Source organism: Burkholderia sp. 4NA327C6, assembly GCF_005502655.1.
GTDB lineage: Bacteria > Pseudomonadota > Gammaproteobacteria > Burkholderiales > Burkholderiaceae > Burkholderia > Burkholderia contaminans.
The window spans coordinates 157,421-182,696 of record NZ_SCNZ01000002.1 but is presented as its reverse complement, the minus strand read 5'-3'; the positions used below and the strand labels follow the sequence as shown (position 1 = coordinate 182,696).

At 67.4% G+C, this 25,276-nt stretch carries 17 protein-coding genes and 1 pseudogene; 8 read left to right on the top strand and 10 right to left on the bottom strand.

What is annotated here, in order from left to right; all coding sequences use genetic code 11:
* Nucleotides 1–149 precede the first annotated feature (149 nt).
* The 5 genes from FFS49_RS02665 to FFS49_RS02645 form a co-directional block, all read right to left on the bottom strand.
* Nucleotides 150–401 carry a hypothetical protein gene (locus tag FFS49_RS02665; protein ID WP_011354368.1) on the bottom strand — a complete coding sequence of 84 codons (252 nt, stop codon included), beginning with the start codon at nt 399–401 and terminating at the stop codon, nt 150–152.
* Nucleotides 402–497: 96 nt separating this feature from the next.
* The gene (locus tag FFS49_RS02660; RefSeq protein WP_039366530.1) at nt 498–2,720 is read right to left on the bottom strand and encodes an amylo-alpha-1,6-glucosidase; all 2,223 of its coding nucleotides are present in this window, start codon (nt 2,718–2,720) and stop codon (nt 498–500) included.
* Nucleotides 2,721–2,872: 152 nt separating this feature from the next.
* Nucleotides 2,873–9,982: an autotransporter-associated beta strand repeat-containing protein gene (locus tag FFS49_RS02655; protein WP_137950992.1), complete on the bottom strand. Its 7,110-nt coding sequence runs from the start codon at nt 9,980–9,982 to the stop codon at nt 2,873–2,875.
* A gap of 593 nt (nt 9,983–10,575) precedes the next feature.
* Nucleotides 10,576–11,235 carry a YdcF family protein gene (locus tag FFS49_RS02650; protein ID WP_105818185.1) on the bottom strand — a complete coding sequence of 220 codons (660 nt, stop codon included), beginning with the start codon at nt 11,233–11,235 and terminating at the stop codon, nt 10,576–10,578.
* 234 nt (nt 11,236–11,469) lie between these two features.
* Nucleotides 11,470–12,510, bottom strand: coding sequence for a rod shape-determining protein (locus FFS49_RS02645; protein ID WP_039366525.1), 1,041 nt, complete (start codon nt 12,508–12,510; stop codon nt 11,470–11,472).
* A 269-nt stretch (nt 12,511–12,779) separates the two neighbouring features.
* Between FFS49_RS02645 and FFS49_RS02640 the strand changes: the two genes are divergently transcribed.
* Nucleotides 12,780–15,206, top strand: coding sequence for a patatin-like phospholipase family protein (locus FFS49_RS02640; protein ID WP_105818186.1), 2,427 nt, complete (start codon nt 12,780–12,782; stop codon nt 15,204–15,206).
* A gap of 57 nt (nt 15,207–15,263) precedes the next feature.
* Here the strand turns inward: FFS49_RS02640 and FFS49_RS02635 are convergent, their stop codons facing one another.
* The 3 genes from FFS49_RS02635 to FFS49_RS02625 all read right to left on the bottom strand — a co-directional run bounded on the left by FFS49_RS02635 (nt 15,264) and on the right by FFS49_RS02625 (nt 18,103).
* Nucleotides 15,264–15,887 (bottom strand): NAD(P)H-dependent oxidoreductase, encoded by a 624-nt coding sequence (locus tag FFS49_RS02635; protein WP_105818187.1) that lies wholly within the window; start codon nt 15,885–15,887, stop codon nt 15,264–15,266.
* Between the two features lie 310 nt (nt 15,888–16,197).
* Entirely contained in the window at nt 16,198–17,328 is a 1,131-nt protein-coding gene (locus FFS49_RS02630; protein WP_039366517.1) for an ATP-binding protein, read from the bottom strand.
* Nucleotides 17,329–17,392: 64 nt separating this feature from the next.
* A complete protein-coding gene (locus FFS49_RS02625; protein WP_039366515.1) occupies nt 17,393–18,103 on the bottom strand; it encodes a response regulator in 711 nt (236 codons plus the stop codon).
* 219 nt (nt 18,104–18,322) lie between these two features.
* Here FFS49_RS02625 and FFS49_RS02620 point away from each other — a divergent pair, with 219 nt between their 5' ends.
* Nucleotides 18,323–19,237 (top strand): glutaminase, encoded by a 915-nt coding sequence (locus FFS49_RS02620; protein WP_105818188.1) that lies wholly within the window; start codon nt 18,323–18,325, stop codon nt 19,235–19,237.
* A gap of 137 nt (nt 19,238–19,374) precedes the next feature.
* Entirely contained in the window at nt 19,375–19,749 is a 375-nt protein-coding gene (locus tag FFS49_RS02615; protein WP_076841335.1) for a cytochrome c, read from the top strand.
* 172 nt (nt 19,750–19,921) lie between these two features.
* Here the strand turns inward: FFS49_RS02615 and FFS49_RS02610 are convergent, their stop codons facing one another.
* The gene (locus FFS49_RS02610) at nt 19,922–20,863 is read right to left on the bottom strand and encodes a LysR family transcriptional regulator (RefSeq protein ID WP_071332157.1); all 942 of its coding nucleotides are present in this window, start codon (nt 20,861–20,863) and stop codon (nt 19,922–19,924) included.
* Between the two features lie 106 nt (nt 20,864–20,969).
* Between FFS49_RS02610 and FFS49_RS02605 the strand changes: the two genes are divergently transcribed.
* The 5 genes and pseudogenes from FFS49_RS02605 (at nt 20,970) to FFS49_RS43055 (ending at nt 24,370) form a co-directional block, all read left to right on the top strand.
* Nucleotides 20,970–21,704 (top strand): SDR family oxidoreductase, encoded by a 735-nt coding sequence (locus FFS49_RS02605; RefSeq protein ID WP_105818189.1) that lies wholly within the window; start codon nt 20,970–20,972, stop codon nt 21,702–21,704.
* Nucleotides 21,705–21,717: 13 nt separating this feature from the next.
* Nucleotides 21,718–22,485 carry an SDR family oxidoreductase gene (locus FFS49_RS02600; protein WP_071332156.1) on the top strand — a complete coding sequence of 256 codons (768 nt, stop codon included), beginning with the start codon at nt 21,718–21,720 and terminating at the stop codon, nt 22,483–22,485.
* 27 nt (nt 22,486–22,512) lie between these two features.
* The gene (locus tag FFS49_RS02595) at nt 22,513–23,109 is read left to right on the top strand and encodes an NAD(P)-binding domain-containing protein (RefSeq protein WP_105818190.1); all 597 of its coding nucleotides are present in this window, start codon (nt 22,513–22,515) and stop codon (nt 23,107–23,109) included.
* A 226-nt stretch (nt 23,110–23,335) separates the two neighbouring features.
* The gene (locus FFS49_RS02590; RefSeq protein WP_105818191.1) at nt 23,336–23,971 is read left to right on the top strand and encodes an isochorismatase family cysteine hydrolase; all 636 of its coding nucleotides are present in this window, start codon (nt 23,336–23,338) and stop codon (nt 23,969–23,971) included.
* Nucleotides 23,972–24,010: 39 nt separating this feature from the next.
* Nucleotides 24,011–24,370 (top strand): annotated as a pseudogene (locus FFS49_RS43055) (hypothetical protein).
* A gap of 48 nt (nt 24,371–24,418) precedes the next feature.
* Here FFS49_RS43055 and FFS49_RS02580 read toward each other — a convergent pair.
* Nucleotides 24,419–25,150, bottom strand: coding sequence for a ribonuclease T2 (locus FFS49_RS02580; protein ID WP_039366470.1), 732 nt, complete (start codon nt 25,148–25,150; stop codon nt 24,419–24,421).
* Nucleotides 25,151–25,276: the final 126 nt, after the last annotated feature.

Here is a 25,276-nt window from a genome sequence, read left to right as displayed (position 1 = left end):
AGATTGTGTTGGCAAGCTTGTGGATATCCTGCGCACCGGCCACCTAACTCATTGAGCGCACGGTGTTTTGTGCTTCGTCTACAGAATCGGGCAGCCCCGGCCCAGCCCGTGCGGCAAGGGCCGAGGCCGAGGCCGGGGCCATCCGGGCATCAATGCCGGTCGAGCCCGCCGCGCAATTCGCTCGCCTTGTCGCGCAGCGCCTCGTAGCCCGAGCGCGCATGCTCGGGCAGGTCGGGATCGCCGATCAGCGCGCCGAGCGTTTCGATCAGGCTGAACAGGATGCCCTTCGCCGCGCCGACCGCGATGCTCTGCGATTCGATCGACTTGTGCAGGTGGTCGACCGCCGCTTCCAGATTCTCGAGCTTGTGCTCGCTGTCGTCGGGCCGGTTGTCGGTCGTCATCGTCTACCTCCGCCATCGTTCAAGGGTCATGTCACGATTCTATGCCGCTGCACGCGAACGTGGCGCGACATCGCGCAACGTTCGCGCGGCGCCGCGCTACAGCACCGCGACCACCTTCACGCGGCCCGGCTGCTCCGCCGCCGCGACGACCTGCCCGTCGACACGGCGGAACGTGAGCGACACGGTTTCGTCACCGACGCGCAGCGCGTCGATCCGCAGCCAGTCGACGCCTTCCGGCAGCGTCGGGCGCTCGACGCGCACCTCGTGGCGCGATGCGTCGATGCTCACGCCGAGGCACGCCTGCAGCATCATGAACGGCGCACCGGCCGCCCACGCCTGCGGCAGGCAGGCCACCGGATACGCGGTCGGCGGTTCGCCGCGCCGGCGCGGGAACCCGCAGAACAGCTCGGGCAGGCGCATCTCGAAGCTCACCGCCGCCTCGAACAGCGCGCGCAGCAGGTTCACCGCGGCTGTCTTGTCGCCGTAGCGCGCCAGTCCGCGCGCGATCAGCGCATTGTCGTGCGGCCACACCGAGCCGTTGTGATACGCCATCGGGTTGAAGCGCGGCTGGCCGGCCGCAAGCGTGCGGATGCCCCAACCCGTCTGGAACAGCGTCGAGCCGAGCACGCCGGCGACCGCCGCGCCGCGCTCGGCGTCGGGCAGCCCGAACGCGAGCAGGTGCCCCGCATTCGACGCGAACACGCGGCACAGGTCGCCATGACCATCGAGCGCGATGCCGTAGAAATCGCCTTCCGGCATCCAGAACAGCGCGTCGACCTGCTCGCGCAGCGTCTTCGCGCGCAGTGCGTAGCGCGTGGCGTCAATCGCGTGGCCGCGCCGGTGCGAGCACATCGACATCGCATCGAGCGCCGCGCACGCATACGCCTGCACTTCGACGAGCGCGATCGGGCCGTCCGGGAAGCGACCGTCCGCGTGGAACACCGAATCGTGGCTGTCCTTCCAGCCCTGGTTCGCGAGGCCGCGCTCCGACGTGCGCTGATAATCGAGCAGTCCGTAAGGATTGCGGTCGCACTTGTCGATCACCCATTGCGCGGCGCGCTCGAGCGCGGGCCACAGCTCGTCGATCAGCGCATCGTCGCCGGTGCGTTCGACATACGCGCCCGCGAGCACGATGAACAGCGGCGTCGTATCGACCCCGCCGTAGTAAAGCGCGAACGGCACCTCGCCCGTCGCGGCCATCTCGCTGCGGCGAAACTCGTGCATGATCTTGCCGGGCTCCGCGTCGCGGAACGCGGAAGTCTCGCGCGCCTGGTGCTCGGCCAGGAACCGCAGCACGCCGCGCGCGAGCGACGGCTGCAGCCACAGCATCTGCAGCGACGTGATCACCGCGTCGCGGCCGAACGGCGTCGAGAACCACGGAATGCCCGCATACGGGTACGGCCCCGTGTCGAGCTGCGTCGTGAGCAGCCCGAGATCCGCAAGCGAGCGGTCGAGCCACGCGTCGAACAGCGGATTGCCGGTGTTCACGCGCGCCATCGATTCGCGCCGCGCGCGCATCTCGCGATGCACGCCGACGAGTGCGGTGCGCAGCGCGACGCGGCCGCATCCCGGCCCTTCCGCATGCGCGGGGCCGAGCGTCGCGTCGACGGTCAGGTAGATCGACACGCAGGCCTGCGCGGCGATCGTCAGCGTGTAGTCGGCACGATCGACCGACAGCGCATCGGGCGCCGGCGAGAAATGCACGGTCACGTTGCGCTCGACGCCGTCGAGGCCGTCATAGCGCAGCCGCACCGCGCCCGCGTCGACGCGCGGCGCCACCACGGTGCCGCGCTTCGGGCGCTGCGTGCCGCGCACCTCGAACATGTCCTTGAAATCGGCCGCGAACGACAGCGACAGCGGCACCTCGGCTTCGCTCGCGCCGTAGTTCGTCAGCGTCAGCGCTTCGTAAAGCACGTCGCCCGCGAGCACGCGCGTCCGCTCGATGTGGATCACGCCCTCGGGCGTTTCGTGGCCGCCGAGCGGCGGTAGCGGACGGTTCGTCAGGTGGGCGGTGAACGACGCGTTGTCGGCGCTCGTCGCGCCCGACAGCAGCGACGGCGCGCGGCCGCCGAAGGTCAGGCGCCACTTCGACAGCACGCGCATGTCGTCGACGAACAGGCCGTCGTCATGGCCGCCGATGTCGCCGAGCGCGTCGCTGACCACGAACGCATCGCCGGATTTCAGCACGTACTGGTTGTTGCGCGCGAGGGCCTGCGGATCGGCTTCGGGCGCGATGAAGGCAGGGCCGGACGCGGGGGTCGGGGCAACAGGCGCGACTTGCGGCGCCTGGGTCGTCGTGGCTTCAGCGTGATTCGGCATCGATGCTCCTGTGTCGGGTCGCAACGCGCGGCGCGTCGCGTGTCTCGCACAGGATAGGACAGAACGGGGAACGTGCGCAGCGAGGAAAAAGACGCGATGCCATGCGACGTGGCCGTCGCCGCATGGCATCGCGCAGGCACGTCAGGCGCTGGTCAGAACTTCCACAGGATGTTGCCGAGGATGGCGTTGTCGCGCACGCCGCTGCCGTACTGGCCGCTGTACGTGAGGCCGAGCGTCAGGCGCTTCGTGATGTTCGCGTCGATGCCGGCCTCGAGCACGGCGCTGTCGCGAGCAATCGGCACGCCCGATACCTGGAACGACGTGCCGCCGTTCGCGAACGTGAACGCCGACGACGGCGTCACGTTGCCGAACGCATGCCGCCAGCCGACCGTCCCGCGCGCGGTGAACGTGCCGCTCGCGATCGAGCCGAGCTGCGACGCCGCGCGCACGCCGAGGGTCGAGAAGCCGACGTGCGTCGTCTCGCCGCCGGCGCGCAGCGCGGCCGCGCCACCGGTTTCGGTATAGCCGTCGGTGTGAAGGTTCACATACGCGAGGCCCGCGAACGGTTCGATCGCCACGGGCCCGACCGGCAGCGCGTAGCCGACTTCGCCGAACACCTGCGCCGAATTCGCGTCGTAACCGGCCGAATCGTGATCGGAGAAGCCCGCGAAGCCCGGCGAACGGTCGCTGTTGATGCGGTACCACGTGTACGACGCGCCGCCGCGCACACCGAGTGCGCCGTACTGCGCGCCGCCGTACAGCGACAGGTAGTAGCTGTTCACCGACGCCGACGAACTCTGGTCGTTGTCGAGCGAGCTGTGCGTGACGCCTGCGGCGAGGCCCGCACGCCACTTGTCGTTGAGCGCCATGTCGGCACCGGCGATGAAGCCCGTCATGCTGCGGTTGACCGTCGACGCGTTGCCGTCGCCGGTGAGCCGGCTGCGGCCGCCGAACGCCTGCCCCCAGACGACCGGCTGGTAAGGCGTGCCTCCGTAGCAGCCGTCGCGCGAGCCGATCCGGCGCTCCGGCGGCAGCGTCGGGTCGACCGCGCCGGCCGTGTTGTCGCCGCACAGGGCCGCGCCACCCGACGACAGCGCGGCGAGCGGACCCGATCCGGGCGCGAGGCCCTGGCGGACGCGATCGGTCACCGCGTCGCGCACGTAGCGGCTGTCGAGCAGCAGCGTGCTCTTCAGGCTCGCCTGCAGTTCGCCGTCGAGCAGCCCGTAAGCGCGGCGTGCGGTCGTCGCGTCGGTCGTCAGCATGGCGTCGTACAGCGGGTTGCCGGCGCCAAGCCCGCCGAGCGCGGCCGCGACCGAGCGCTGGTTCGGCGTCGTCGCGACATCGGAGAACGCGGTACCGTTCGAGACCAGTTGCAGGTATACGTGATCCGGATCGTAGCTGAGCGTCGGCGCGAGGAAAGCGTAGTTCGAACTCACCTGGCTGAACGTGCCCTGCACGCCCGACCCTGCGGTGAGGATCGTATAGGTCGTGCTCGGCTGGTAGCCGCTCTGGTTCGCGAGCACCTGCACGGTGCCGCCGTTCAGCGTCGCCGTGCCGGTTGCCGCGAGACTGCCGCTTTGCTGCGGCGAGGCCGCGACCTGGAACGTCGAGCCCGGCTGGAACGTGACGTTGCCGCCCACGTTCAGCGCCGCGCCCGGCTGCGACGCGGCCGCCGTCGCGCCACCCTGCACCACGAGGCCGCCGATCGTGCCGGTGCCCGTGACCGTCGCACCGTTCTGCACGGTCACGGTCGACTGGCCGAGCGACCCGTTGACGGCGAGCGTGCCCGCGCTGACCGTGGTCGGACCACTCAGTGTGCTGGTGCCCGTCAGCGTCAGTTGTCCGCTGCCGGCCTGCGTGAGCGAGCCGGTGCCGGACAGCACGCTGGCGATCGTCACGTTGCCGGATTGATTGACGATCAGCGCGCCGTTGTCGACGACATTGCCGGCGATGCTGCCCGACGTGCCGCCGTTGCCGAGTTGCAGCGCGCCGCCGGCCGCGATCGTGGTGCCGCCCGTGTACGTGTTCGCGCCCGTCAGCGTCTGGACGCCGGTGCCCGCGATCGTCACGCCGCCCGCCCCGCCGATCGTCCCGCCGAACGTGCCGTTGCCGCTGCCGTTCAACGTCAGTGCATTGGCGCCGAGATTGACGGTCGCGCCGGCCGCGCCGTTCAACGTGCCGATCGTCTGTGTGCCCGTCGCACCGCTCACGTCGAACGTCGCACCCGTGCCCGCGAGATTCACCGCGCCCGTCGACGCGAGGCTGCCGCCCGCACCGAGTGCCAGCGTGCTGCCGCCGTTGATGGTCGTGCCGCCCGTGTAGGTGTTTGCGCCCGTGAGCGTCTGCGTGCCGGCGCCCGCGAATGTCACGCCGCCCGCGCCGCCGATCGCGCCGCCGAACGTGCCGTTGCCGCTGCCGCTCAGCGTGAGCGCATTCGTGCCGAGGTTGACGTTCGTGCCGGCGCCGCCGGACAGCGCACCGATCGTCTGCGCGCCCGTCGCACCGCTCACGTTGAAGGTCGCGCCCGTGCCGGCCAGATTCACCGTGCTGCCCGACGCGAGGCTGCCGCCCGCACCCAGCGCCAGCGTGCTGCCGCCGTTGATGGTCGTGCCGCCCGTGTAGGTGTTCGCGCCCGTCAGCGTCTGCGTGCCGGCGCCCGCGAACGTCACGCCGCCGGTGCCGCCGATCGCGCCGCCGAACGTGTTGTTGCCGGCGCCGTTCAGCGTGAGCGCATTGGCGCCGAGGTTCACGTTCGTGCCGGTGCCGCCGGACAGCGTGCCGAGCGTCTGCGGTCCCGATGCACCGCTCAGGTTGAACGTCGCGCCCGTGCCGGCGAGGTTCACCGCGCTGCCCGACGCAAGACTGCCGCCCGCACCCAACGCCAGCGTGCTGCCGCCGTTGATGGTCGTGCCGCCCGTGTAGGTGTTCGCGCCCGTGAGCGTTTGTGTGCCGCTGCCGGCAACCGTCACGCCGCCCGCACCGCCGATCGTCCCGCCGAATGCGGCGTTGCCGCTGACGTTCAAGGTCAACGCATTCGTGCCGAGGTTCACGTTCGTGCCGGCGCCGCCGCTCAGCGCACCGATCGTCTGCGCGCCCGTCGCACCGCTCACGTTGAAGGTCGCGCCCGTGCCGGCCAGATTCACCGCGCTGCCCGACGCGAGGCTGCCGCCTGCGCCCAACGCCAGCGTGCTGCCGCCGTTGATGGTCGTAACACCGGTGTAGGTGTTCGCGCCCGTCAGCGTCTGCGTGCCGGCGCCCGCGAACGTCACGCCGCCGGTGCCGCCGATCGCGCCGCCGAACGTGTTGTTGCCGCTGCCGTTCAGCGTGAGCGTATTCGCGCCGAGGTTGACGTTCGTGCCTGCGCCGCCGCTCAGCACGCCGAGCGTCTGCGCGCCCGATGCGCCGCTCAGGTTGAACGTCGCGCCCGTGCCGGCGAGCGTCACCGCGCTGCCCGACGCGAGGCTGCCGCCCGCGCCCAGCGCCAACGTGCTGCCGCCGTTGATCGTCGTGCCGCCCGTGTACGTGTTCGAACCGGACAGCGTTTGCGTGCCCGTACCGGCCACGGTCAGGCCGCCGGTACCGCCGATCGCGCCGCCGAAATTGCCGCTGGCGGTCCCGCTCAACGTCAGCCCGTTGCCGCCGAGGTTCACGGCCGAGCCGGCGACACCGCTCAGTGCGCCGATCGTCTGTGCGCCCGTCGCACCGCTCAGGTCGAGTGTCGCGCCCACGCCGGCCACGTTTACCGCACCCGTCGCCGCCAGGCTGCCGCCGGCGCCGAGCGCCAGCGTGCCCGCGTTGATCGTCGTGCCGCCCGTGTAGGTGGCCGCGCTCGTCAGCGTCGTCGTCGCCGCGCCGTCCTTCACGAGGGCACCCGCGCCGGTGATGCCGCCGTTCAACGTGAGCGCGTTGCTGCCGCCGAGCGTCAGCGTCGCGCCCGTGCCGAGATTGACCGCGTTGTTGACCGACAGGCTCGCGCTCGTGTCGAGCGTCGCCGCGCCGCCGACGTTCAGCGCGCCGCCGCCGAGCGCCCCGGTGTTGCCGAGCACCAGGCCACCGCTGTTCAGGTTCGTGCCGCCCGTATAGACGTTCGCGCCCGTCAGGGTCTGCGTACCGGTGCCGGCCAGCGTCAGGCTGCCCGTCCCGCCGATCACGCCGCTGAAGGTGCCGCTGGCGGTCCCGCCCAGCGTCAGCCCGTTGCCGCCCATGTTGACGAGCGTCCCCGCGACACCCGACAGCGCACCGATCGTCTGGGCACTGGTCGCCGTGCTGAGGTCGAGCGCCGCGCCCGCGCCTGCCAGGTTCACCGCGCCCGTCGCCGCCAGGCTGCCGCCCGCGCCCACCGCCAGCGTGCCCGCGTCGATCGTCGTGCCGCCCGTGTAGGTGTTCGCGCCCGTCAGCGTCGTGGTCGCCGGGCCATTCTTCACGAGACCGCCCGCGCCGGAAATGCCGCCGCTCAACGCGAGCGCATTGCTGCCGCCCAGCGTCAGCGTCGAACCGTTCGCAAGATTGACCGCGTTGGTGACCGACAGGCTCGCGTTCGTATCGAGCGTTGCCGCGCCTGCAACGTTCACCGTGCCGGTACCGAGCGCGCTGTTGTCGCCGAGCACCACGCTGCTGCCGCCGTTCAGGTTCGTGCCGCCCGAATAGGTGCTCGCGCCGTTCAGCGTCTGCGTGCCGGTGCCCGCCAGCGTCAGGCTGCCGGTGCCGCCGATCGCGCCGCTGAAGGTGCCGCTGGCGGTCCCGCCCAGCGTCAGCCCGTTACCGCCGAGCGCGACGTTCGTCCCCGCGACACCCGATAGCGCACCGATCGACTGCGCACCGGTCGCGGCGCTCACGTCGAGCGTCGCACCCGCGCCGGCCAGGTTCACCGCGCCGGTCGCCGCCAGGCTGCCGCCCCCGTTGATCGCCAGCGTGCCGGCGTTGATCGTCGTGCCGCCCGTGTAGGTGTTCGCGGCCGTCAACGTCGTGGTCGCCGCGCCGTCCTTCACGAGAGCGCCCGCGCCGGTGATGCCGCCGTTCAGCGTGAGGGCATTGCTGCCGCCCAGGGTCAGCGTCGAACCGGTGTTGAGGTTGACTGCGTTGTTGACCGACAGGTTCGTGTTCGTATCGAGCGTCGCCGCGCCGCCGACGGTCAGCGCGCCCGTGCCGAGCGCGGCATTGTTGCCGAGCACCAGGCCGCCTGCGTTCAGGGTCGTGCCGCCGGCGTAGTTGTTCGCGCCGGACAGCGTCACGGTCGCCGCGCCGTTCTTCACGAGACCGCCGCCGCCCGAGACCGTGCCGCTCAGGCCGAGATTCGTGCTGCCGCCGAGTGTCAGTGTCGTGCCGGTGGCGATGTTGACACCGTTCGCGAGCGACACGCTGGTGGTCGCGTCGAGCGTCGACGAGCCGTTCACGTTCACCGCGCCGAGGCCGAGCGCCGTATTGCTGCCGACGGAAAGGTTGCCGCCGTTCAGGGTCGTGCCGCCCGAATAGGTGTTCGCGCCGGACAGCGTCTGCGTGCCGGTGCCCGTGAGCGTGACGCCGCCCGTGCCGCCGATCGAGCCGGCGTAAGTCGCATTGCCGCTGCCGTTCAGCGTCAGCGAATTGCCGCCGAGGTTCACGTTGGTGCCGGCCGCGCCCGCCAGCGCACCGATCGCCTGCGTACCGGATGCGCCGCTCAGGTCGAACGTCGCGCCCGCGCCGGTCAGGTTCACCGTGCCGCTCGCGGACAGGCTGCCGCCCGCGCCCAGCGCCAGCGTGCCGGCGTTGATCGTCGTGTCGCCGGTGTAGGCGTTCGTGCCATTCAGCGTCAGCGTGGCCGCACCGTTCTTCACGAGGCCGCCGCTGCCGTTGATGTTGCCGGCCAGCCCGAGATTGTTGCTGCCGCCGACCGTCAGCGTCGTGCCCGTGGCGAGGTTGACGGTGTTGTTGAGCGTCGCGTTCGTACTCGAGTCGAGCGTGGCCGAGCCGTTGACGTTCAGCGCACCGGTGCCGAGCGCCCCGTTGTTGCCGACCACGATGCCGCCAGCGTTCAGGTTCGTGCCGCCCGTGTAGGTGTTCGCGCCGGACAGCGTCAGCGTGCCGCCGTCGTTCTTCGTCAGCGCGCCGCCGCCCGACACCGTGCCCGACAGCGTGAGCCCGGTCGAGCCCTGCACCGTCAGCCCGCCCGCGTTGAGCGCCACGTCGTTGCTGACGTTGAGCCCGGCTGTGCCTGCCTGCAGCGCGCCGCCGGTGGCCGTGATGGTGCCCGTGCCGAGCGACGCGTTGTTGTTGATGATCGCGACGCCGCCCGCCAGCGTTGCGTCCTGCGCGGTCGATGCGCCATTGATCGTCCAGTTGCCGCTCTGGACGTTCAGGTGATTGAAGTTGATGTAGTTGTTGACCGCGATCGTGCCGTTCGCGCCGGCCCCCTGCTGCAGCTTGAGCGTGTTGTCGCCGCCCGCACCGCCATCGACCGTGCCCGTCGCGGCAACGCCGAGCGTGACCGGGCCGACCGTGATGTTGAACGCGCCCCCGATGCCGCCGGCCGTGTTGACCGACGAGCCCGTCACCGCGGTAAACGAGTTCGTGCTGTTCGCACCCATCGACACGCTGCCGTTGATCGTGCCCGAGTTGACGAACGTATTACCCGCCCCGGGTGTGCCGTTCGAACCGAGCGACACGCGGCCGGTGATCGTCCCGCTGTTCGTCATGTTGACCGTGGCGCCGCCGTACGCGGCGACCACGGGCGCATCCGCGCCGGTGAGGGTCGCGCCGACCAGCGGGTTCGAGCCGATCGTGCCGGTGTTGTTGATCGTCGACGTGCCGCCGGTGCCGTTCTGGACCGACAGCGCCATGCCCGTCACGCCGCTGATCGCCACGCCGGTCGAGCCGTTCATCGTGCCGTTGTTGGTGACGGTGGTGCCGGCGCTCGCCGCCGCGTTGCCGATCACCGCGCCGCTCGACAGCACGCCGAGCCCGGTGCCGAGCGCCGACGGGTCGATCGTGCCGTTGTTGGTCAGCTGCGTATTGCTGCCCGTCAGCGACATCGCGGTGCCACCGACGCCGAGCAGCACGCCAACGCTCGCGCCGGGGTTGACGGTCGCGTTTATATTGTTTGCGCTGTTCGAATAGCTCGGCGCAAGCGGGTTGGCGACCCCGGAGCAGGTCACCGTCGTGCCCGCGGTGGTACAGGTCGCATAGGCGGGCACGATACCGGCGCCGGACAGCGCCAGAAAAACACCCGTCGGCAATAACAATTTCGGAAACGGTTCGCCGGATTTTTTCGAACGTGCAAGATTCATGCTTTCCCTCAATTATGTTATTGGAATTGGCATTACCGTGAAATCGAACAGCCGGCCGCAGATAATCGCGGACAAAAGCGTGCCCCCGGCTGCCGCGATGCGACGCCGATTAATTCAAGGACGAATCTTTAATTGCCCCGGGCAGGCAGGCGTGAAACTAGTCGAATGACATGTCGGTGGCCCCTGTTTCTTCTGCAGCGATTTTCTGGTTGATTTGATTACCGCCCTGCTTTTGTCAGACAAGGCTAGCTCAAAAAAACAGGCTTTTCCAGTCGATCTTTACCCTTGCATATCGGGGGATGCAATGAGCGCGCATTTTTTACTTATCGGAGCACTTCAGACAGGTAATTTCGTATGCCGCTTGTCAACCGGTTTGATATTCCTCAAAAAATACGGGAATCACCGTATCAGTGAAAATACCGATATCGGCGCGATTAACACGATTATTTATTGCAACGCAATATTCGCACGCCCGAAAAATATCGACACGAGATAAATCTCCACGCCGCCATTCATCAGACGAAATAAAGCAAATCCGGCAATTACCCGATCCTTTAGATTTCCGTCGCGCATCGGCCGAACGCCATCCCCCGTTACTTAAACAGGCTCATCAGATAAAGCATCGGCCGGAACGAGACGGGCCGCGCATCGGGGTTCACCCACAGCCGCACCGCATACACCGCGTACGCCGGCACTTCGCGCCAGCTCGAATAGACGTCGCGCAACTGGAAACGGCGCGGATACGCGGCGGAGATGTCCGCCCGCGCGATGCCGACGCGCTCGAACGCGAGGCGCGCCCGCGCGAGGTGGTAATACTGACTGACGATCAGCACGCGCGACACGTGATGCGCCTGCAGATAGGCGAGCGTGTGCTGCGCGGTCGCGAGCGTGTTGTCGCCCTGGTCGTCGACCGCGATCCGGTCGGCCGGCACGCCGCGCGCCACGAGATAGTCGCGCATCGCGGTCGCCTCGTTCAGCCCCGGGCCGTCGATCGCGCCGCTGACGAGGAACGCCGGGCACTGCCCCGTGCGGTAGCAGCGCACGCCCACGTCGAGCCTGGCGGCGAGCACGGGCTTCGGCGCGCCGGCCTCGTCGAGCGCGTTGCCGAAGATCACGGCGACGTCGGCCGGCTCGCTCGGCATCCGCATCCCGTACGCGACGAGTGCAACGGCCGCGACGATCCAGAGGCTGGCGACGACGGCCAGCAGGCGGCCCAGGCGGGCAGACAGGCCCCGTTTGGTGTGGTTTTTCAAGGTTTTTGGTCTCTCAGGTCGTCGGGCGTAGCGGCTAGCCCGGCCCCGGACGGGCGCGTAACGCTAGCATGGTGCGCGTTCGGGTGTCCACGCAACGGACCGATGCCGGACAGCGAACGGCGTTCCTGAAAGTCGACTGGAGACACGCACCCGGCGACGCGGGTACGCAATACGGAGATCGAAAGCGTGTCAATGCGCGCGCCGCTCGGCGGCGCCTGGCCGGCACGACCCGGATCAGTCGGCCTGACACATCGTGAGCCGCCCCATCGCCTCGCCTGCGCCGCGCACCGCGCAGGTGGCCGGCTCGTCGGCGATCCGGGCGACGAGCCCCGTCTCGTCGTACAGCAGGCGCTCGAAATCCGCGAGCAGCGCGCCGCCGCCCGTCAGCACCACGCCGCGATTCGCGATGTCGGTCACGAGTTCGGCCGGCGCGTTCTCCAGCACCGACTTCACCGCGCCGATCACCTGTTTGAGCGGCGCGGCCAGCGCGTCCGCCACGTCGTGGTTGGACAGTTCGATCGAGCGCGGCAGCCCGTCGCCGACACCCCGCCCGACCGCGCGCGTCGACCGGCGCGGCACCGCGCTGGTGGCCGAGCCGATCGTCTGCTTCACGTGTTCGGCCGTCTGTTCGCCGAGCAGCACGCCATACAGGTTGCGCACATGGTTGACGATCGCCGCGTCGAACTGGTTGCCGCCCACGCGAATCGCCTCGCGGTAGACGATGCCGCCGAGCGAGATCACCGCGACTTCGGTGGTCCCGCCGCCGATGTCGACGACCATCGAGCCGACCGGCTCGGTCACCGGCAAGCCCGCGCCGAGCCCGGCCGCGAGCGATTCCTCGATCAGTTCGACCTCCGATACACCCGCGGCGAAGGCGGCCTCGCGGAGCGCGCGGCGCTCGACGGCCGTCGCGTCGGAGGGCACGCACAACGTGACTTCGACGCGGCGGCCGAAGCGCGAACGCGTGCGCGACATGTCGATGAAGCTGCGGATCATCTGCTCGGCCGCGTGCGCGTCGGCAATTACGCCGTGCCGCATCGGCCGCACGGCTTCGAGATGCCCCGGTTCGCGGCCGAGCAGCGCCTTCGCGAGCTCGCCGACGGCCTCGAGCGTCGGCCGCGCGTCGGTCGCACCGGCACCGGCCTTGCGGAAGCAGACGACCGACGGCTGGTTCAGCACCACGCCGCGTTCGTGCGTATAAATCCGCGTACTCGCCGTTCCAGGGTCGATCGCAACGGGTTGCGCAAACAACTTTCCGAACAGCGGTGTCGACATATCAAACCTTTGTAATCGAACGGACCAGGGCAGCCGCGCTGCATTTTGCCACGCGTCCATGCCGCCCGATCACGAACTTAGCGGCAAATCGTTCCGATACTTTAGGCAATTCCGATGATTTTTTCGCGAAACAATTGTCAAAAGTGCCGGCCAGGATGCATCCGGCTACGCGACAGCCTCTCGCATTGCGCCTGTAAAACACGGTAATCTCTCGGTCTTGCCTGCTCCCGGCAGGCCTCAGACGCCCGATCACGCCAGGTATTTCCTCCATGACAGCGACCGTTTCCTTCCGCTGGGCGCGGGTGCGCCCGCTTTGCACGACGCTCGTCGCCTTCTGGTGCTGCACGGTCGCCGCGCAACCGCTGCCGGCCGCCGACTCCGCCGCCGCGGCCGCGGTCACCTCCGCCGCCCCGATCGCCGCGCCGGTCGCTGCCGCCAGCGCGCCGGCTGCCGCGCCCGCCGCATCCGGGCACACCTGCGACGCCGACGGCGGCCCGGCCGGCCGCCCGTCGGTCGGCCTCGTGCTGTCCGGCGGCGGCGCGCGCGGCTACGCGCATCTCGGGGTCCTGAAGGTACTGGAAGACAACCGCATCCCGATCGACTGCATCGCCGGCACCAGCATGGGCGCCGTGGTCGGCGGCCTGTACGCGAGCGGCATGGCCGCCGGCGAGATGCAGAAGCGGCTGTCGGAGGTCAACCTCGCCGACATCGCGTTCGACGTGACGGAGCGCGCGGACCTGCCGCAAACCAGCCGGGAGGACGAGCGCCTGTACATCAACGGGCTCACGCTCGGCTTCGGCAAGAAAGGCGTGAAGGTGCCGGTCGGCCTCGTGCAGGGCAACCGGCTGCAGGCGCTGCTCGCGAGCTGGACGGCCGCCGTGCCGACCAACCAGCCGTTCGACCGCCTGCCGATCCCGTACCGCGCGGTCGCGACCGACCTGCAGACGGGCCAGATGGTGGTGCTCGACCACGGCTCGCTGCCGCTCGCGATCCGCGCGAGCATGGCGATGCCGGGCCTGTTCGCGCCGGCCGAAATCAACGGGCGCGCGCTCGTGGACGGCGGGCTCGTCAGCAACCTGCCCGTCGACACCGCGCGGCAGATGGGCGCGAACGTCGTGATCGCGGTCGACATCGGCTCGCAACTGCGCCCGCTCGACGCGCTCGCGTCGCCCGCCGACGTGATGCAGCAGATGGTCGGCATCCTGATCCGCCAGAACGTGACCGCGCAGCGCAAGCAGCTCGACGCGCAGGACGTGCTGCTCACGCCGGACCTCGGCTCGCTCGCGTTCACCGATTTCCAGAATGCGAAGCAGGCGATCGCCGCAGGCGCTGCCGCCGCGACCGCGGCGCTGCCGAAGCTGAAGCGCTTCGCGCTCACGCCGGAACAGTACGCGGCCTACCGGTCTGCGCACGCGCAGCCGCTGCCGCCGCCGATCCGCATCACGCGCATCGACATCAAGACCACCGGCGGCGTACCGAAGCGGGTCGTCAGCAACGCGCTGCACGTGAAACCCGGCGACACCTACGATCCGGACACAGTCAGCAAGGATCTGCTCGGGCTCACGACGGGCGGCAACTTCGAGAGCGTCACGCAGCAGATCGTGAGCCGCGGCGACGAAAACGTGCTCGAGATCGATGCGCGCGAGAAATACTGGGGGCCGAATTTCCTGCTGTTCGGGCTCGGCATGTCGAGCAGTTCGACCGACGAGGGCGGCTTTCGCCTGCACGTCGGCTACCGGCGGCCATGGCTCACCGAATCCGGGCTCGAATTCCGCGCGGACACGACGATCGGCAGCGACCTGCAATCGGCGCGCATCGAGTTCCGCCAGCCGCTGTCGATGGCCTACGGCGTCTATCTGTCGCCGTACGCGGAATACCAGCGCCGCTACGCGAACCTGTACGACGACAGCGGCGACGTGAAGATCACGCAGTACCTGATGCAGACCGCGCGCGCCGGGCTCGATCTTGGCCTGCCGATCGGACGCCTCGGCGATTTCCGGATCGGCCTCGGTTACGTGACCGGGCACGGCTCGCCAACCTACAACCTGCCGTTCGACGACGGCAGCGGCCAGTCGCTGCTGTGGCCGAGCTTCACGTCGCAGGCGCTGACCGCGCGCGCGCGGCTCGTCATCGACCAGCTCGACGATCCGCTGTTCCCGCGCAAGGGCTATTTCACCGAGCTGCGTATCGAACGCTCGCTGGTCTCGCGCAACGGGGGCTCGGCGTCGAACTTCGACGACAGCATCAACAACGCGCCCTACACCGAGATCTACGGCAAGGCGATGGTTGCGCAGCAGTTCGGCCGGCACAGCGTCAGCGCGACGATCGAAGGCGGCAAGAGCATCGGCGGCACCAACCTGATCAACGCGTTCAATTTCACGCTCGGCGGCTTCCAGCATCTGTCCGCGTATGCGGCCGACCAGTTGAACGGCAACGAACTCGCGTATGCGCAGGTGACCTACATGAACCAGCTGATGACGTTCAACGCATCGCCGATCAAGGCGCTGTCGGTGGGCGCCAGCGCGGAAGTCGGCAACGTCTGGTCGAGCGGCCAGCAGATCGGCGGCGGTGCGCTCAAGCAGAGCTATACGTTCTTCACGAGCCTGTCGACCGCGTTCGGGCCCGTGTACATCGGCGTCGCGCTCGCGCCCAGCGGCCGCCGCAACTTCTACCTGCAGCTCGGCCGTACCTATTGAGCGTGCGCGGATGCCGCTCCGGCGGCCTCCGCGTCTGCCTCGCGCCGCCCGGCCGGGTCAGAACTCCGCCGCCATCGTGACCGCGCGGGCTTGTGCCCGTTCGATGCTGTCGCTGGCCCGCGCGCCCCACGTGTGTTCGACGGTCAGGCTCCTGACTTCGCTCACGCCGATGAACCTCAACCAGAATTCGATGTAGTCGGCCTGATGCCGGAATCCGGGATTGTCGGCGCCCGCACCGGGCTCCCGGCTTTGCCCGCGAACATGGATCACCAGCGCGCGCGGAATCTCCAGCAACGGCGCGTACGCGCTGCCGTCGAACGTAAACAGCATGTTCCGCTGGCTGACGAGATCGATCAGCTGCTTGAGCTTGTACGGATAGCCGAAATTCCACATCGGCACGCCCACGACGATCCGGTCCGCCTCCTGAAAGCGCTTCACGAGCGACTGGATGCGCCGCCAGATCGACTGCTCCGCCTCATCCATCGGCGCGTTTGCGACGCCCTTGTACTTGGCGCCGATCGCATCGCTGTCGAAGTCCGGCAAGTCCTCCTCCCAGACATTCAGCGTATCGACGTCGATCGTGGCGCCCGTCTGCCGGTACGCGTCGACAAAGGCATTGGCGACCGCGATCGAAGCCGACCTGGCGCCGCGGGGAGAAGACACGATATTCAAAAGCCGCATGATGTGTGACCCGGACAGGAATGCATGAACAAGGGGGTAGCCATCATGGCGGCCCCGGCTTCACTGCTGCGTGGCGGGCCACTCGCCTGCACCGTCGTGGATCGGCCCGCCGATATAGTTGCAATTGCAATCGTAATGCAAAGCGCGTGCGCGTGCCAAACGAATCGTCACGCGACGATTGCGGTGCTGGAACGCATTGATACCTGGAAGGTACGGCGGGAAAGGCCGGCGGCGCGTTCGAATCCGCCGCGCGGCTGGGTGCGGTCGTGCCGTTGTTACTGACGGGGCTCGGCGCCCGGGCGGCGTATCGTTAGACCGGCCAGCTGATCTCGAAGCGCGCGCCGCCGAGTTCGACGGGATCGACGACCGCGATCCGGCCGTTGTGCGCATGGAGCACCTGGCGCGTGATCGACAGGCCGAGGCCATAGCCGCCGGTGCGGCGGTCGAGGCGCACGAATGCGTCGAAGATTCGTTCGCGTTCGCTCTCCGGCACGCCGGGGCCGTCATCCTCGACGAAGATTCCGATGTTGCCGTGCACGAGCGCGATCCCGACGACGATCCGCGATTTCGCGTACTTGCTCGCGTTGCGCAACAGGTTGCGCATCGCATACGACATCAGCCGCCGGTCCATCTTCACGCGCAGGTCCGACGCGATCGCGATGCGCGACTCGATCGCGCGCTCCGGATACAGCAGTTGCGCATCGCTGACCTGATGCTCGAACCACGCGACGGGGGCCGTCAACTCGAGATTCGACTGCAGCGAGCTGTATTCGAGCCGTGCATACGTGAGGCTCATGTCGATCAGCTCTTCGAGCTCGGTCACGTCCTGCGCGATGCTCTCGAGCGCGCCCTGGTATTCGGCCGCGGAACCCGGTTCGCGCAGCATTTCGAGCGCGAACCGCACACGCGCGAGCGGCGTACGCAGCTCGTGCGAGATGCCGTTCGTCAGATCGCGCTGCGCGGCGATCAGCCGTTCCATGCGCATCGCGAGCGCGTTCAGCGTCCGCGCGAGCGGGCCGATGATCACGCTGTGCGATTCGCGCGCACGCGTGTTGAAGCGTCCGCCCGTGAAGTCGATCGCGCGCTCGCGCACCATCACGAGATCCGACCACACGGGCCGCATCCACCGGTATGCCGCGAGTGCCGGTGCGGCGAACACGAAGACGAGCACGATCCAGATGTCGCCGGGCAGCGAGTCGAACGCATGCCACACGACCTGCGGCGACAGTTCGACGCACAGCGCGAGCGCCGGCACGAGCGCGGTCAGCAGCACGAGGCCAAGCAGATGGAGGTAGGTCCGCACGTAAAGGCGCGACCAGCTCGGGATGCGATCGGCGCGCGTGTCGGTCCACGCGCGGCGGAAATGCAGCCAGCGCCACTTGACGTAGCGCAGCGTCGGCAACGGCGGTGCATCGGGGTGCGAACGGGTTCGTCGGATCATCTCGGCTCCCGGCCGGCGGGTGGAAGACCCACGTGGAACGTGACGGCGTCGTGCGAACGCCGCGTCATTCCCACGCGTGCTTGCTGAATTGATAGCCCTTGCTGCGGATCGTCTTGATCCGCTGCGGGTTGCTCGCGTCGTCGCGCAGCTTGCGGCGCAGCTTCGAGATGCGCCCGTCGATCGTGCGGTCGAGGCCGTCGAACTCGACGCCGCGTAACTGCAGCATCAGGTCGTCGCGGCTGACGACTTCGCCCGCATGGCAGACGAGCGCCCACAACAAGTCGAATTCCGCCGACGTCAGGTCGGGCGTGCTGCCGTCGGGCAGCACGACGGAGCGGTCGGTGCGGTCGATCGAGAACTTGCCGAACGCGTAACGCTCGGGCTGCGGCGCGGTGCTCTCGGTCACGCGCGCGGGCGCGCGGCGCAGCTGGGCCTTGATCCGCGCGAGCAGGATGCGCGGCTCGACCGGCTTGTGCACGTAGTCGTCCGCGCCGAACTCGAGGCCGAGCAGTTCGTCGAACGGCTCGTCACGCGCCGTCACCATGATGATCACGCCGTCGTACTGCTTGCGTGCCTCGCGGCAGATTTCGAAGCCGTCCTTGCCCGGCAGGTTCACGTCGAGAATGACGAGATCGGGACGAATGGACAGGATCGCCGGCACCGCGGCGTCACCATGCAGCACAGTGTCGACTTCATAGTCGTTCTTGCGCAGGTAGCCGGCGATCAGCGTGGACAGGCGGGTGTCGTCTTCGACGAGCAGGATGCGAAAAGACATGGGCAGCGGTCGGGTCATCGAGGAAGCCACGGCGGCGCCGGCCGGTGCCGGACGCCGGCCATCGGCCGAAACGTACCGCATGATACTGCGCCCGCCGATTGCCTGTTTAGACGTCTTGAAAATAAGGGCGCGATATCGCGCCGCGCTTGACGAATCGGCGCCGGGACGGTTCCATACGGGCTCGCCAGAATCCGGGCCATGCCCTGCCCCCCTGACTTGATGAATTACCAGACGATCCTCGAACGCATCCACACCGACCTCGCCCCCTGGATTGGCCAGGGCCGGGTTGCCGATTACATTCCCGAGCTCGCGAAAGTGCCCGCCGACAAGTTCGGGATGGCCGTCGTCACGCTGGACGGAAACGTTTGCACGGTTGGCGATGCGTACGAGCGCTTCTCGATCCAGAGCATCTCGAAGCTGTTCGCGTGCACGCTGGCGTTCCAGCTGCTCGGCGACGAACTGTGGGAACGGGTCGGCCGCGAGCCTTCCGGCAACGCGTTCAACTCGCTGGTGCAGCTCGAGAGCGAGCGCGGCAAGCCGCGCAATCCGTTCATCAACGCCGGTGCGCTGGTCGTCACCGACGTGCTGTGCCGCCGCTTCGTGAAGGCCGAGACGGCACTCGTCGAATTCGTGCGGCGGCTGATCGGCGCGAACGACATCGACTACGATTCGCGCGTCGCGCAATCGGAGCTGCAGCACGCGGAGCGCAACCGCGCGATGGCGCACTTCATGGCGAGCTTCGGCAACATGCAGATGCCGCCCGACATCGTGATCGATGCGTATTGCCGCCAGTGCGCGATCACGATGAACTGCGTCGAGCTCGCGCGCGCCGCGCTGTTCCTCGCGAACGGCGGTGTCGCGCCGGTCACCGGCGAGCGGATCGTCGATTCGAGTTCCGCGAAGCGGCTGTCGGCGCTGATGCTGACCTGCGGCACCTACGATGCGGCGGGGGATTTCGTGTATCGCGTCGGGCTGCCCGCGAAAAGCGGTGTCGGCGGCGGGATCGTCGCGGTGCTGCCGGGCGAGATGGCCGTGTGCGTGTGGGCGCCGGGGCTCGATGCGAACGGGAACTCGTTGACGGGGACGCTCGCGCTGGAGTGGTTGACGACTTATTCGGGAAGGTCGATTTTTTGAGGTGACGGGGTTTGGGCGCACCTCACCTGGCGCCAGGCTGCCAGGTGAATATCGGCGCACCCAATGGAGAACTCGCCATTCGGCCGCAATCGCTCCCACAGAGACAGGCAGCAGTTCACACAATAAAACCACGAAAAATGAAAATACTCCTCGTCGCTTCACTGGGAATAGTATTGCTGGCTCAAACATCACCCGCCTTCGCGGATAGCGATAACGGGAAAAAGATCTTCCTGGCGAGATGTTCGATGTGCCACGGAGCAGATGCCCGAGGCACCGGGCCACTGGCCAATAAAAGCAACCCGCCCACGCCCGACCTCACGACGCCCGCCTTCAAAAAACGACTCAACGATTATCCGGGCGTGATTGTCTCGTCGGTCATCCTTCGCCCCAACGGGGACCTGATTCCGAAAACGTTGCGAGAGAACGGCGTAAAACTCCCGCCCCACTCCTGGACAGTCCAGGATTTCCGCGATTTGAATCAATACATGAGTGGCTTGATTTTAAAGAATTGAATATTTTGACGTGGGTTTATATAGCCGGCGCACTGGCACGCTCGCGCTGGAGTGGCTGACGACTTATTCGGGAAGGTCGATTTTTTGAGGGGGCGCAGCCGAGCGTGCCTCTTCAAAGGCCGATTCGGCCGGCGCTCACGTCACGGTTCGCACGACACCCCCGGCAAACCCGTCAGCGACCGCGCTTCACGCGGGCCTCGGCCTTCCCGTCCTTCGAGACGGGATGACGATTGCCCAGGAGTTCGACCAGCCGTGTCTCGCATTCGGAAAAGGCGTATCCGCGCCGCTGGGAGATCATGAACGTGAGCGAGCGCATGTGCCACGCGCGACGTCGGAGTTCGACCAGCGCCCCCTTCGCGAGGTCTTCCTCGACCAGATGGCGCGGCATGTGCCCCCAGCACAAGCCTCCCCTGAGCAGATCGTGCTTCGCGCCGAGATCGTTCACCCACCACTGGCGTTCGCTGGCGACCCCTTGCTGGCTCTTTCCCGCATCGGGCTGATTGTCCGTTACGACGAGCTGGATGTGCCGGCCGAATTCCTCCCGCGGGATCGGCCCCGCAAGTGCGGCCAGCGGATGCGATGGGGCACAGACGGTCACCATTTGCGCTTCGCATAAATGCTGCCGTTCGATGGTGCCCTGGCTCAACTCGGGCACGTCCATGATCGTGACTGCCAATGCGCACGTGCCGTCGAAAACCAGACGCTCGCCACCCTGCATGGTCGTCATCCGCAGATTGATTGCAGCGGTTGGAAAGTCCGCCTGCAGGATGCGCAGGCATTCAATCAGGTGCGCACGCGGAAAATAGGTATCCACGGCAATCGAGACCTGGGGCACCCCGGCTTCGGCAATGGCAACCGCGCGCATCTTCATTTCCTCGGTGCGCGAGATCACCCCCCGCGCATCCGGCAGAAGGCTGCGGCCTGCCGCCGTGAGCGTCGCCTTGCGCGTGTTGCGCTCGAACAGCACCACGTCGAAGGCACTTTCGAGCGCACCGATCGCGTGACTGATTGCCGACTGTGCACGCCTCAGCTGCCGTGCAGCCCCGGAGAAGCTTCCCTGATCGCATACCGCGACAAAAGCCCGAAGTTGGTTGATGGTGACGTTGTCCAGCATATCTATCTAGAAAGTAGATGGTATCTATAGATATTCAGTCAATTGGATTCATGAATCAAGCGGTCCAGAATCATGTTCGTCACTTTCGTTTCCGAGGATGCAGGGCATGAACAGACTGAATGGAAAGACCGCGGTGATCACCGGCGGCGCTACCGGAATCGGCCGCGCCGCCGCAAGACGCTTCATCGACGAAGGCGCCTTCGTCTTCATCTTCGGCCGGCGGCAGGCAGCGCTCGACGCCGCCGTAGCCGACCTCGGGCCCCATGCCCGCGCGGTGCAGGGTTCGGTTTCCGATCTGGCCGATCTCGAGCGGCTCTACGCTGCGGTGAAGGCGGAGCGCGGAACGCTCGACATCGTGTTCGCCAACGCCGGGGCAGGAAGCCCGCTTCCGCTCGGCAAGATCACCGCCGAACACATCGACGAAATCTTCGACACCAACGTGAAGGGTTCGATTTTCACGGTCCAGGCGGCGCTGCCGCTGATGGGCCAGGGCGGTTCAATCATCCTGACGGGATCGAGCGCCGGCACCACTGGAGCCGCGGGATTCACGGCATACAGCGCGAGCAAGGCAGCGGTGCGCAACCTCGCCCGGACCTGGGCGGAGGACCTGAAGGGCACCGGCATCCGCGTCAACGTGCTGTCGCCCGGGGCGACGGCGACCGAACTGGCCAAGGAGGCGCTGGGCGAGGAAGGCCAGAAGGCCTATGGGGCGATGACGCCGCTCCAGCGTATGGCCGATCCGGCGGAGATCGGGGCGGTGGCCGCCTTCCTTGCGTCGTCGGACAGCAGCTTCATGACCGCCAGCGACGTTGCCGTTGACGGTGGCCTGGCACAACTCTGAGGAGAAAGATCACATGACGCAATCGTTGAAGGGCAAAACTGCGCTCGTGACCGGCGCCTCACGGGGCATCGGCCGCGCCATCGCCGAACGTCTCGCCAAGGACGGTGCGACAGTCGCACTCACCTACAACGCGAGTCAATCCGGCGCGGACGCGGCGATCGCAGCCATCGAGAAAGCGGGAGGCACTGCGTTCGCGATCCACGCGGATCTCGTTGATCCGGCGGCCGTCCCGGCCTTGTTCGAGAGACTCGACGACGAACTCACCCGGCGGAACGGAACCAAAGCCCTCGACATTCTGGTCAACAACGCCGGCAATTCCGGCTGGGTCGGCTTCAAGGACGCGACGCCGGAGAGTTGGGACACCCTGATGGCGGTCTACGCCCGCGCGCCCTTCTTCATTATCCAGGCCGCTCTGGATCGTCTCGCCGATGGTGCCCGCATCATCAACATTTCTTCCGCCGCCGCCACGAAGCCCGTGACGGCAGCGCCCGTCTACTCAATGGCGAAAGCAGCCATCAATACCCTGACCCATACGCTCGCCATCGAGCTCGGGCCGCGCGGCATCACCGCAAACGCCGTCGCGCCGGGCTTCACGCGAACGGATGCCAACGCCGCCGTTCGGGAGAATCCCGAACTCGTCAAGGCGGCCGAGGCCCAGATCGCGTTGGGCCGCTTCGGCGAGCCGTCGGAAATCGCCGCCGTCGTGGCGTTCCTGGCCTCCGATGATGGCTATTGGGTGACCGGCCAAACGATTGAAGCGAGCGGTGGTTACAAGCTCTGAGCGCGCACGGAAACGAAGGAGAAACATATGCGTTACGCAATCATCGGCTTCGGCAAGATCGGCCACGCACTTGCCAAGGCGTTCGCCCGCAACGGCATCGAAGTGGCCGTTGCAACCACGCGCGACCCGGAAAGCTTTGCGGCCGATGCGGCCGCGATCGGCCCCACGATCATTCCCCAAACCCTGGCGGAAGCCGTCAAGGCGGACACCCTCTTTCTGGCTGTCCGTTTCGAGTCGCACCCGGAGGTCGCGAAAGCACTGCCCGACTGGAAGGGAAAGACGGTTATCGACGTGATGAACACGCAGGCCCCGCTCGAGAAACTGGGCGGTCTGCCCTCCTCTGTTTTCGTCGCGAACGCGTTCACCGGAGCCAGGCTGGTGAAAGGCTTCAATCATCTGGTTGCCGCCGTCCTCGGCCAGGACCCGGCGATACATGGTGGCAGGAGAGTCGTGTTCCTGGCGAGCGACGATGACGCCGCAGCAGCGGAGATCGGCGCGCTTGCCGAGAAACTCGGTTTTGCGCCAATCAAACTGGGCGGGCTTTCGGATGGCGGGCTCCTTGTGCATGCGCGCGGAAATCACTGGGGACAATTGATCTTCAAGGACTTGATCACATTCGACTGACGACCAACCGTTTCCGGATATTTCCCTGAGTCGAATGGCCGAATGCCGAGCACGACCGGCGGCCGAACGTCGGAGTGGCCGTGCGGAGACGTGGCGCCGGTTTGGCGGTGGCGGCCGCACAGCGCGGCAAAACACCCCTACGAAAATCGCTTCGGCGGCCGACCCGATTTTCCGGTACAAATCGGGGACGCTGACGTTCCCCGCGGGCTATTGGAGACTCTCGTTCATGACTCGGCAACACGCACCGGATATCGCAACGACAACCCGCACGAACCCCGGCGACAGCCCGTCCGCGCCGATTCCCGCCATCGTGCCGTCGAGCACCGCGCTGCTCGTCATGCATTACCAGACCGACATCCTCGGCCTCTTTCCGTCCGTCGCGCCCGAATTGCTCGCCAATACGCGCCGGCTCTGCGATGCGGCGCGGGCCGGCGGCATCGGCGTCTGGTTCGCGAACCTCCGGTTCAGCCCAGGCTATCCGGAAGTCAGCCCGCGCAACAAGAACGGCCAGGGCATCAAGCAGCTCGGCCTCTTCATCAACGACGGCCCGTGCCCGGAGCTCGGCCGGCAGCCCGACGAGCCGCTGACCATCGCGCACCGCGCCAGTGTGTTCTTCGGCACCGATCTGCAGGTGCGGCTCGTCGAGCAAGGTGTCGATTCGCTGATCATGGTCGGCATCGCGTCGACAGGCGTGATGCTGTCGTCGATCGCCCACGCGAGCGATGCGGACTTTCGTCTGTATACGGTCAAGGACTGCTGCTACGACCCGGACCCGGTGGTCCATGAGCACCTGTTCTCCACCGCCTTCGAATCGCGCACGACGGTGCTGTCGCTCGCGGACGCGTTGCGGCTGCTCGAGTAAACAAGCGGTCGCGACGGTGCGGCGTTCTTCGCCGAACGCGTGCGGGGGGTGTCCATTGCGCAAGATCTCGGCGGCAGCCATCCGCTCGTGGGGCGCAGCGTTCCGGACTTCGAACTGATCGACGGAACGCGGCTCGGCGAACATGTCAGGCACGGCAGGGGTGTGCCGCTGGACTTCTGTGAAGGAAAGCCGTTTCAGGCACTCGCCACCCGCTGGCGCGACCGGATCGCGTAGCTCGCGAGCAATGCGAAAGACCGGCCGGGAGTGCGCGCCGTGCTCGTGCGGCCCGACGGTTTCGTCGCGTGGGCCGGTGACGATGCGTCGAATGCCGACGAAGCGGCAAATGCAGCGATGCGATGGTTTGGCCAAGGCTGTGGCCCGTCGCCTGCCTCGTCGTGACCGGCGACGGCGTGCGTGATACCGCGCGCCGTCGCCGCCCCTTCCCCGTTACTTCGCGATAAACACGCCCGACGTCGGGCACGTGCCCTGCGTATTGCCGTCCGTCACGAGCGATGCGGCGCTCGGGAACTGCGTGGTCGCGTTGGTCTTCACCGCGATCCACGCTTCGGTGAAGTAGCTGACGCCATTCGTCTTCGTGCACTTCAGCGACACCGCGCTGCGCGTATTGCTGCCGAATGCGCCTTCGAACGCCGACAGCAACTGGTTGCGCGTGACCGTCTTGCCCGCGTTCGCCTGCAGGAACGCGTTGAACGACGTGTTGCCGAGCCGGCTGATCATGCCGGACGCCTGGTTCCAGTACGCATCGGGCGATGCCGAATTCGAGCAGGTGCCGTGCTTGAACCACTCGTGCTTGTCGAGGCACGACGCGACGCCAGGCATGTACGTGGACAGCGTGTTGCGGGTCGCGCTGCTGATCGGGTACGCGTCCATGCTGCACCACTGGTGCGCGTTGTCGAGGTCGATGTCGTTTTGCGGCACACCGCAGTAGAACGGCTGGTTGCCGTCGTAGTTGTTCGGCCACAGGCCATGCAGCGACAGGCTCGTCGCTGCGTAAGTGCCGGCGAGGTTCGTGCATTCGGGCGTGTCGTGCGACGCGCAGAAGCCGGGCTCCCACGACGCGGCGAGCAACAGGTAGTCGTAGCTGGTCTGCGCGGTGGCGTGCAGTGAAGCGGAAGCGACGGCGAGTGCGGCAGCGGCGCGGGCGAGCGTCTTGAGCATGGCGTTTCCTCGGTAAAGGCTTGCGGTCGCAGGATGCGCCGCAAGGTTGTCGAATGTCTGTCCGCGATTGTTGCCGACGCAACGTGGCACGAATGTGAAGGTGGACGAAAGATATCCGGAAACACG